Below are 10,761 nucleotides of genomic sequence, written 5' to 3'. Positions count from 1 at the left end.
CTTACCTTTGCGATCTTGGAATTGCTACTCTTCCAGATAACCTTCTTATTGCTGGTTGTGTTAGGACCTACTGTCGCCTTTATCACTGCCGACCTGCCCTTCTTGATCGTCAGCGCAGATTTGTTCACCTTGACTCTTGTGGCCGGCTGTCCGACTGTGACCTTCACCACCTTCTTGATCTTCGCATTTGACTTGAGATAGATCGTGATATTTGCACTACCCTTTTTCACTGCTTTTATCTTACCTGTAGAAGATACTGTCACGATCTTTTTATTGCTTGTTGAGAATTTCAGATTGCCTGAAGTCGTATTTGTCTTCAGTGTAAATGTTTTCCCCGCCTTGAGTGTAAGAGTATTACTTGGAAGATTCTTCACCGTGATACTCTTGACGGTTGATGTGGCCGCCGCATTTGCCGGAATGCTGACACCTGTAAATGTCAATGCAAATGCAAGGATCACCGCAATGACCGCCATAAACCTGTTCCCTTTTTTCATAAATTTCCTCCTTTTTTATGTAACATTACCTTTTAATACACCATATCATATATTATAAATTATATATTATGCTTGTCAATCTCGCACATGCTATTGAGCATTATTCATACCCACATAAAAAGACGTACGGGTATCCTCTTAATTCCAGGATACTCTGTGGTTATATATACCATACTGCTGTTTCGTGTAACATTAATATAGTAGACTTTTCCTGCTTCACAGTTATATGACATATAGAAATCGTGGTCATTTCCTGTGCTGATATGCTCCTGCTTGTCATCATCATTAATTGTAAGCACTTCTCCATCTGCATCATAAAGATGTCCATATGGATTATTATCCGATCCAGAACTTGAATAGATATAGTATGCTGCCGTCATCTTTGGAACAAATCTATAGTATGTTCCCACTGATGCATTTATAGAGGTTCTATCACCAATCTCCTCATAGTCTGTCTTAATATCTGCTACAACATATGAAGTCTTGCGGTTTATCGTTGCGGTTATAGTTCCGGCTAAAGCAACCCCGCGACCTGTAAGTCTGTAAGTACCAGGCGCCAGATAAACGTATGCACCAGCTCCAACGCTGTTGCCATCCTCGTCATACCATGTGCCGATATTCTCTATATTATATCCGTTATTTTTTGATCTAACGGATATCTTTTTTACATCCGACGAATAATTTCTTCCCGAAATGTTTCCGGTAAACCGCTGTGAATATATGTATGTTGTGTCCGAACCCGAATATATCGCTATATCATATGTCCCAGGAACAATATCTACAGAATACGATCCATCTCTTTTTACATCAGAATAACAGTAATATGTATACTCTGTGGATTTGTCCCTATTCGTAAATATAATATATGCATTTGACAATACTTCTCCTGCCACATCCCTGATATATCCCGATACTGTAATTCCCTGTGCAACATTTATCACACAGTCTACAGTTGTGCTGACTCCGGCATTATCGGAATCCGTTATCCTGACTTTTATATTATAAGTACCAGCCTTATTGATGTAACCCTCCAATTTACCATTACTATAAATATCAAGACCATAAGTATTGCCAACTATATCATAGATATAATTTCCTGAGCCACCAGCTACAGAATTTATATCAGCAGCTACATGCACAGCCGCTCCACTTTCACCACGAGTGCGATAATACCTTGGGCTGTAATAAGCTGATATCACGGAGCTGTTGTATACACACCATGTTACGATAGTTGTCATTGTATTACCATACTCATCAACTGCTGTAATTGTCGTGACTGATGTGCCAGACTTGGTTATTTTCCCTGTGAAAGTAATACAGTTGGAACGCATTCCACCTATTGTATACCTCATTCCAGCCGGAACGTCCTTTACAGAAACCTTGAGGTAGCCACTGCCAGATAAATTAACGTCTGTATTCACATTCGCATTCTGCTCAATTGCTCTGGCTTCATAATATGTCTTATTATACTTTCCGTCAGAATAATATGTCTCCACCTTACCGGTTCCTGTTCCTGTAAGTCCACTTACGTACACACATATTCTGTCCGAAGATGAAAGCCTGTTCTCCTTGTTTAACCTGATCGTGTATTTTTTATTGTCTCCTGTAGACACACTTTCAATCGGAATGCTCTTGTTGTATATGCCGCCATTTAATGTGGTCTTTACTTTAACAGCAAAATTTGATGCTGTCAGCTTCTGTGCAGATGACAATGTAACATTTATTGTCTGCCTGTTATCCACCTGCGCCGAAGCAATCTTCACAGCATTTAGAACTGTCAGCTTATATTTTACTGTCTTTTTTGTTCCGTCTGTAGTTGTTGCTGTAATCACTGTGGTTCCAGCGCCAACAGCCACAACGAGTCCGGATGAACTTACCATAGCGACCTTATCATTCGAAGACTTCCAGGTACACTTTTTGTTTGTTGCATCTGCCGGTGCAATGACTGGGTTTAACTGTTCTGTTTTTCCCACATACATCTTACCGCTGCCCTTTTTGAACTTTATAGAAGTTACATACGCCTTGACTGATACCTTACAACTTGCCTTCTTGCCGGAACCATCTGCAGCTACTGCTGTGATGACTGCTGAACCGCCTCCGGCTGCTGTTATCCGTCCTCTGGAATTAACCTTAGCAACCTTTATATTGCTGCTCTTCCATACGACCTTCTTATTGCTTGCCTTGCTTGTTCCAACAGAAGCCTTTACCACAGCACTTTTTCCTTTTACCAGCGTCAGCTTGCTTTTAGTAAGCTTTACACTCGTGACAGGCTGTCCTGCAGTTACCGTAATAACCTTCTTTACCTTAGGATCAGCCTTCAGCGACATTGTAATCTTAGCTGTCCCATTTTTTACATTTCCTGCTTTGATCACTCCCGCAGTTGTCACGGTTGCTATCCTTCTGTTGCTGGTTACGAATTTCAGCTCTTTCGCCGCCACATTTGTCTTAAGAGCAAATGACTTTCCCGCCTTGAGCGTAAGTGTGCCGGCTGGCAGATTGCTCACAGTGATGCTCTTTACAACCGTGTTTTTTGCCGTAGCCGCCGTTGTAGCTGCCAGCGCAGTTCCCGGAACATTCATACCTGAAAATATCAGTGCAAATGCAAGAATGACCGCCACAGCCTTCATGATTTTTCTGTACCCTTTCATAACACTCCTCCTGATTTAATAAAAAATCCGCTATACTTCATAAAATCAGTATAGCGGACTTTATTTTATTAATCTACCATCAAATACTATCAATGAGTTTTTCGCTGTCATCACACATCCTGTATCCCACGCCCAGCTCATTGATGATAAAACTCTTCTTGCCCGGCTTCACTCCGAACTTCTTTCTTATATTCGCCATATTGACCTGAAGTCTCTTGGTGCTTCCCATGTCATTGTAGCCCCAGACCTCCTTGACTATAAAACTGTATGTAAGCATCTTGCCCGGATGTCTGGACAGAAGATCGACTATATTGTACTCAGTCTGAGTCAGCTTGATCTCCTCATCCCCTATGAACACTCGTCTGGCCTCATAGTCTATGAGCAGATCCCCAGTCTGGAATTTCCCTGTCGGCAGTTCACTGTCATGTGCCTGGTAAAGCACTGTGCGGAGTGCAGATCTGACCCTGGCAACCAGCTCCTCCGAACCAAATGGTTTTGTAACATAATCATTTGCACCCAGATTGAGAGCCTCCACCTTATCCTTCTCATCAGATCTCGCCGAGAGAACTATGACCGGCGTGAAATCCGTCTTCCTTATCTCTGTGAGGAACGATATACCATCCTTATCCGGGAGTCCGAGATCAAGTATAACTATGTCAGGCCTATGAGACGCATACATCATAAGTCCACTCCCGCAGGATGTGGCTATGATCGTCTGATAACCATTTGCCTGCATCAAGGTATCCAGCAGGTTGTTGATATTTTGTTCATCTTCTATTATCAAGACTTTGTATTTGTTATTGCTCATCCGTAACCTCCTCTATCTTCAGTGTAAACCTGAATACTGCACCGCCTTCCGCGGAATTGTATGCACTTATATCTCCTCCATGTGCTTTTATGATGGTCGCACATACCGACAGACCTATTCCGGCATTTCTTCTCGGCCTGCAGTCCGCGGACACCTCATCAGAGCTGTCCCCCAGAAGGCTTCCATCAAACAGGTGTTTCAACCTATCCTCCGGTATTCCATCGCCATCATCCTGTACCTCAAACACAACCCTGTCGCCATCGCATTTCACATTCAATGCCAGATTCTTCATTCCCTCTGCATGCTGTACTGCATTCTCAAGGATATTGATGATAACCTGCTCTATGAGAATTGCATCCATTGGTATGATGACCAGCTCATCGGGCAGATCGACTTCTACCTCCTGATCAGGATATCTCTTTGCAAATTTGATAAGCACCGAATCTATCAGCTCATCCAGGGCTATCGGGGTCTTTATGAGATTAATGTCTCCGTCCAGCCTCGTTACGGACAGCAGATTCTCAACCATACGATAAAGCCACTGGGAATCCTGTTGTATTCCCCTGAGCATCTTCTCCTTCTGCTCATCCGTAAATTCGCTGCCACTCTCTATAAGTGCCGAGCTGGCCCCGTAAATGGTGGTAAGCGGAGTTCGAAAATCATGCGACACTGCACGCAGCAGGTTCGCCCTCATTTTCTCCATCTCACTTTCTTTCTTGAGCATTTCCTGATGCTTTATCTTACTTGTAAAACCACAGGTGATAAACGCTATGGCTATCATGATTATCGCCGATGTGATATTTTCAGGTATCAGGAAATCTATCTTGAAATACGGAAATGTAAATGCAAAATTCACTATTATCACACTGACTACAGATGCCAGTATTCCATACACATATCCGTCAGTGAACACCGATATCAAAAATACCGAAAACACCATGACGGCCGGTATCAATATGTCTGTAGTAAATGTTGTCTTTATTATCAGACACAATCCAACCCCTATGGCTATCATCACCAGCATCAACAGCACATTTTTTATAATGTTCTTACATTTACACCCCTTATTTTTTTTGCTTTTTTGTATATTTATTTTTTTCATATGTATCAATCCCTTTTGGATTATTTTAAAGAAAGCGCCACCAGTACACCTTATGTCACAAACGACATAGATCTTACCAGCGGCGCCCGCTTTCACACATTCAAGTGAAGTATATCATGCCTATAGTTAAGATGCAGATAAAGAATATATCATAAGGAATCCACCCTTATGATATATTCTTCAACGCTTCCTCAAGGGTGTGCCATCCGAGGACCGCACACTTTACTCTGGCCGGCATGTGCGCTATATCCTTGAGCGCTGATGCCTCCTCAAGCTGGTCTATCTCCTCGTCTGTAGCCTCTCCCTGTATCATCTTCAGAAAGAGCTGCCCAAGCTTCAAGGCCTCCTCCTTGGTCTTTCCTATGATCATTCCAAGCATTATATCTGCCGACGCCTGGGATATAGCACATCCGTCTCCCACGAATGATCCATCCTCGATGACTCCGTTCTCAACCTTCAGTTTAAGCCAGATGTCATCACCACAGTTGGGATTTACACCCTCCAGCACAACATTTGCTGCAGGAAGATCATATTTGAATTCAGGTCTCATATTGTGCTCTGTAAGGATCTCATTATAAAAATTCCTGTTTTGAATATTATTCTGCATATCCCATTCTCCTTCTCACATTTGCGACACTCTCCACAAATGCATCTACCTCTTCATCTGTATTGTAGAACATAAAACTTGCCCTTGTCGTGTTGTACACGCCAAGGTGTACAAGCAGTGGCTGTGCGCAGTGATGTCCAGCCCTCACATCTATTCCATCCGCAGCCATGATCTCGCTGACATCATGCGGATGTACATTGTCTATGGTGAACGCCACTATTCCGGTGTGGTTCTCCGGCTTATCTGAACCGATGACATGCACATGAGGAAGCTTTGCAAGTCCCTCCATGGCACGGGTCGTGAGCTCCAGCTCTCTCTTTTCTATATAGTCAAATCCAACCTCTTTGATGTAGCCTATAGCAGCCGCAAGTCCCGCAGCTCCTGCCGCATTGACTGTACCAGCCTCAAACTTGTGAGGCAATTCCGCATATACCGCGCCATCCCTTGAAACTGAATCTATCATCTCTCCACCTGACATGAATGGAGGCATGGCGTCAAGCAACTCCTGTCTTCCGTATAACACTCCTATTCCCATAGGTCCCATCAGCTTGTGGCCTGAGAATGCAAAGAAATCAGCGCCAAGCTCATGCACATCTATAGCCATATGCGGTGTACTCTGTGCGCCATCGACAACGACAACCGCGCCAAAGCTGTGTGCTCTGTCAGCCATCTTTCTGACCGGATTCACACATCCGAGGACATTTGACACATGTCCGACAGCAAGCAGCTTTGTGTGCTCGTTGATTCCGGAATTGATGGTCTCGTCAGTCAGCGTTCCATCCTTCTCGCAGTCGAGATATCTGAGAGTTGCACCTGTGACTCTGGCTGCCATCTGCCATGGAAGCATGTTGCTGTGGTGCTCCATGATCGTAACTGCTATCTCGTCACCAGCCTTAAGGTTATTCAGCGCGTAGCTGTATGCCACAAGGTTAAGGCTCTCTGTGGTATTCCTGGTGAAGATTATCTCCTTCTCAGAGTCAGCGTGAATGAAGTCCCTGACTACCTTTCTGGCACTCTCATACTTCTCTGTCGCCTCAAGGCTGAGCGGATAGAATCCTCTGAGTGGATTCGCATTGCTCTTCTCATAGAACTCTCTCTCAGCGTCTATGACCACCTGTGGCTTCTGCGCTGTGGCCGCATTGTCTATATAAGCTGTGTCATTGTTTCTCAACAGAGGAAAATCCTCTCTATAATTCCTGTCTGTCATATTCCATTACCTCCGCAAGCTGCTTCTCCACCAGCTTCTCTGTGTTCTCGTCCTGGATCTTGCGGTAGAGGACCTCCATCTTGCCCTTGGTCATCATGTCCTCGGCTGTCTCCATATCGATTCCCCTTGACGCGAAGTAGAATAAAGTATCCTCGTCAAGCTCACCGATGGTCGCTCCATGTGATCCCTCCACATTTTCCTCTGCACAGAGGATAAGCGGTATAGTCTTGTTCACCACATCATCGCCGAGCAGCAGTACATTCTCAGTCTCAGCGCCCTTCGAATCCGATGAACCTGTCTTGAAATCTATCGAACCTCTGAATATCTTCTCCGCAGCATCCTTAAGTGTTCCATCCACCTGTATGTTGCAGTTGGTCTTCTTGCCTATATGGTTAACCACAAGGTTGATATCTATGACCTGCTTCTTCTGGCCAAGGTAACCTATATCCATGTTGGTTGAAGCACGCTTACCAATGAGCTCAGTTCTCACGCCGTTGTACAGATTGCCCTTGCCGATAAATATCTGAAGCACATCTAGCTGCCCATTCTCCGCACACTCACTTCCCACGTCGTTGAGTATGGTCGTGTTCTCACCCTGCATAAATATCTGTACAAGACGTATGTGTGCGTCCTTCTCTATATTAAAACGCGTACGGAATGCCAGGCTGCCGCCCTCCGCATTCTCGCCAAATGTCTCTATGACTGTCATGTCTGAACCTGCATCTGCCTGCACGTAAGCATAACCGCTGCTGCCATTTGCCCCGGTTCCATTTATCAGCACGTGCACTGTCTGACCTTTATTGGTCTCGTCCGCAACGAGTACACTTCCTGCTGCCTGCTGTGCGAAGAGTACGTCCGCATCTCTTCCTGCACCAGTCTCTATTCCATCGAAATCAGAAGCCTGCTTATCAGCTTCCTTGCCGCCATCTATCTTCACACTGCATCCCGCCATGTCCGGATTCCAGTTAAGTGCTGTGTCATTCATGCGAAGCCAGTACCATGTCTTTGCCGGGAGCTTGTTGATCTTCATCTCGTTATTGTTCTCCATGTCACCGCACCTCCTTAACCTATGCTGCCCTTCATCTCAAGACGGATGAGGTTGTTCATCTCAAGAGCATACTCAAGCGGCAGCTCCTTCGATACATTGTCTGCAAATCCACTGACGATACATGCTCTCGCGTCTTCCTCACTCATTCCTCTGGACATCAGGTAGAACACAGCCTCGTCACTGATGCTTCCTATCTGTGCCTCATGTCCCACATTTACCTTCTTGGTTCTGATATCCATGGCCGGTATGGTGTCCGAACGTGATATCGAATCAAGCATAAGTGACTGGCAGGAAACTGCTGCCTTGGAGTCCTCAGCCTCCTTTGTCACTACAACTGATGAACGGAATGTGCTTATACCCCCGTCCTTGGAGATAGACTTTGTGTTGATATATGAGCTTGTGTCAGGTGCCGCGTGAACTACCTTCGCTCCTGTGTCAAGGTTCTGTCCCTTACCGGCAAATGTAACTCCGGTGAACTCCATCCTGGCGCCCTTGCCCTTGAGCACGCTCATCGGGTAAAGGTATGACACATGTGATCCAAATGAACCCGATACCCACTCGATGGTTCCACCCTCTTCAACGCGGGCTCTCTTGGTGTTCAGGTTGTACATGTTCTTGGACCAGTTCTCTATGGTTGAATATCTGAGCTTTGCGTTCTTGCCGACAAACAACTCCACACAGCCTGCGTGAAGGTTCGCCACATTGTACTTCGGTGCCGAACATCCCTCTATAAAGTGGAGGTCTGCTCCCTCATCTACTATGATGAGTGTGTGCTCAAACTGACCCGCGCCCGCTGCGTTAAGTCTGAAGTATGACTGAAGTGGGATCTCAACCTTTACTCCAGGTGGCACATATACAAATGAACCACCTGACCACACAGCTCCGTGAAGTGCTGCAAATTTGTGATCATGAGGGGTGACAAGCTTCATGAAATGCTTCTGCACCATGTCTGCATACTCACCTGTGAGTGCACTCTCCATATCAGTGTACACAACTCCCATGTCCGCAACCTCCTGGCGGACATTGTGATATACGAGTTCTGAATCGTACTGTGCACCAACTCCCGCAAGGGATTTTCTCTCAGCCTGAGGGATTCCAAGTCTCTCAAATGTATCCTTGATATCCTCAGGAACTTCATCCCAGCTGCCCTTCATCTTGGTATTTGGTCTTACGTAAGTAACTATATTGTCAATATCCAGTCCCTCGATGGATGGGCCCCAGTCAGGCACCTGCATATTGTTGTATATCTGTAAAGACTCAAGTCTGAAATTCTGCATCCATGCCGGATCATGTTTCTCCTTTGAAAGCTGCTCAACTATCTCAGGTGTGAGACCAGCTTTAAGCTTATAGGCATCTTTGTCATCATACTTGAAGTCATATATATTTCTGTCTATGTCCTCTACATATGTCTTTTCCTTCATCTTCTATATCCTTTCATACTCTGCAAATCCAGACTCGTTGATCTTGTCCACAAGTGATGCGTCACCAGTCTCTATGATCTTGCCCTCAACCATGACATGTGTGTAGTCAACGGTGAGTGACTCAAGGATCTTGGTGCTGTGTGTGATGATAAGCAGACTTCCCTTGCAGTTCTTCTGGTATTCCTCGATACCTGCTGATACTGTACGGACTGCATCAACGTCAAGTCCTGAATCTGTCTCGTCAAGGATTGCCAGTGATGGCTTGAGCATCAGAAGCTGAAGTATCTCTGCCTTCTTCTTCTCACCACCTGAAAATCCCACATTCAGGTCTCTCTCCGCATAAGATGGATCCATCTGAAGGATCTCCATGGTTCTCTCAAGCTCCTTCTTGAAATCCCAGAGACGGATTCTCTTGCCGGTCTTCTGCTCAAGGGCATTTCTTATAAATGAGCTGAGTGTCACACCAGGCACCTCTAGAGGATTCTGGAATGAGAGGAATATTCCTGCCTTTGCACGCTCATTGACAGCCTCTTCTGTGATGTTCTTACCATCAAACCATATCTCGCCCTCTCTGACTGTATATCTAGGATTTCCCATAAGTGCATATCCAAGGGTTGACTTTCCGGTTCCATTAGGTCCCATAAGTACATGTGTCTCGCCCTTGCCGATCTCCAGGTTCACACCGTGAAGGATCTGTTTATCCTCAACATCAACATGTAAATTCTTAACTTCCAATAATTTTTTATCTGACATCAGTCTGCCTCCTTTTATACCAAGCCCGGCAATTGCTTTATCACTGCTATATCCGGCGATTCAATTGTCCCGCTTTAATTATCTTTTTGCTTGTATCAAATTACTCTGCTCATTCCACATTTCTGGCTATATCCGCCAGTGTCTTACCCTGGAAATAATCCTGTATCAACTCCGCCAGTCCCTGCCATATCGGCAAAGTGTAGCACTGTCCGGATCTGTCACAGGTCATTGCGCTGTTCTTCATGCATGCCACCGGGGCAAGTCCACCTTCCGTGAGTTCAAGTATCTCCCACAGTGTATATTCCTCAGGGGCTTTTTTGAGTCTGTAGCCGCCACCATGTCCACTGGCTGCCTCTATCAGATTTGCCTTGGACAGCATGCGCATTATACTCTCCAGATATTTCTGGGACAGTTCCTCTTTCTGAACTATTTCTTTTAACGGAATGAATCTGCCGTCGTGGTTTATGGCAAGGTCTGCCATGACCCTCAGGGCATATTCTCCCTTTGAAGAAATCACCATATCTGTAAATCCTCCTTACATATGAGTGTGAGCACATTCCAGCCGCAAATACACGGTCATTCCAGTCATCACCCTCATCCGCCATTTTTTGGCGTAATAAGTCAATATCTGACTCGCAAAAATAGGATATTCCCATTTACCTACTATGTCAAT

Annotated in this window: 10 protein-coding genes; all 10 read right to left on the bottom strand. The window is 45.1% G+C overall.

Annotated elements, in window-relative coordinates:
* A partial coding sequence (locus OCV54_RS13420; RefSeq protein ID WP_055224526.1) for an Ig-like domain-containing protein occupies positions 1-494 on the bottom strand: 494 nt, incomplete at its 3' end.
* 104 nt (positions 495-598) lie between these two features.
* Positions 599-3,142 (bottom strand): Ig-like domain-containing protein, encoded by a 2,544-nt coding sequence (locus OCV54_RS13415; RefSeq protein ID WP_055224525.1) that lies wholly within the window; start codon positions 3,140-3,142, stop codon positions 599-601.
* 79 nt (positions 3,143-3,221) lie between these two features.
* Entirely contained in the window at positions 3,222-3,950 is a 729-nt protein-coding gene (locus tag OCV54_RS13410) for a response regulator transcription factor (RefSeq protein ID WP_055145411.1), read from the bottom strand.
* A complete protein-coding gene (locus OCV54_RS13405; RefSeq protein WP_055224539.1) occupies positions 3,940-4,974 on the bottom strand; it encodes a sensor histidine kinase in 1,035 nt (344 codons plus the stop codon). Before OCV54_RS13405 ends, OCV54_RS13410 begins: the two co-directional genes overlap by 11 nt.
* A 244-nt stretch (positions 4,975-5,218) precedes the next feature.
* Positions 5,219-5,659, bottom strand: coding sequence for a Fe-S cluster assembly sulfur transfer protein SufU (gene sufU, locus OCV54_RS13400; RefSeq protein WP_004851759.1), 441 nt, complete (start codon positions 5,657-5,659; stop codon positions 5,219-5,221).
* Positions 5,649-6,866, bottom strand: a complete 1,218-nt coding sequence (locus OCV54_RS13395; protein WP_055224523.1) for an aminotransferase class V-fold PLP-dependent enzyme — start codon at positions 6,864-6,866, stop codon at positions 5,649-5,651. The genes sufU and OCV54_RS13395 overlap by 11 nt, the downstream gene beginning before the upstream one ends.
* Positions 6,847-7,914 carry a SufB/SufD family protein gene (locus OCV54_RS13390; RefSeq protein ID WP_055224521.1) on the bottom strand — a complete coding sequence of 356 codons (1,068 nt, stop codon included), beginning with the start codon at positions 7,912-7,914 and terminating at the stop codon, positions 6,847-6,849. Before OCV54_RS13390 ends, OCV54_RS13395 begins: the two co-directional genes overlap by 20 nt.
* Positions 7,915-7,928: 14 nt before the next feature.
* The gene (gene sufB, locus OCV54_RS13385; RefSeq protein ID WP_055224519.1) at positions 7,929-9,335 is read right to left on the bottom strand and encodes a Fe-S cluster assembly protein SufB; all 1,407 of its coding nucleotides are present in this window, start codon (positions 9,333-9,335) and stop codon (positions 7,929-7,931) included.
* A gap of 3 nt (positions 9,336-9,338) precedes the next feature.
* A complete protein-coding gene (sufC, locus tag OCV54_RS13380) occupies positions 9,339-10,088 on the bottom strand; it encodes a Fe-S cluster assembly ATPase SufC (protein WP_004851768.1) in 750 nt (249 codons plus the stop codon).
* Positions 10,089-10,197: 109 nt separating this feature from the next.
* The gene (locus OCV54_RS13375; RefSeq protein WP_015534709.1) at positions 10,198-10,608 is read right to left on the bottom strand and encodes an RrF2 family transcriptional regulator; all 411 of its coding nucleotides are present in this window, start codon (positions 10,606-10,608) and stop codon (positions 10,198-10,200) included.
* Positions 10,609-10,761 lie beyond the last annotated feature (153 nt).

It is taken from the genome of Coprococcus aceti, assembly GCF_025567285.1.
GTDB lineage: Bacteria > Bacillota > Clostridia > Lachnospirales > Lachnospiraceae > Coprococcus > Coprococcus aceti.
The sequence above is the reverse complement of the archived record's forward strand: the minus strand, read 5'-3'. Positions and strand labels throughout refer to the sequence as shown.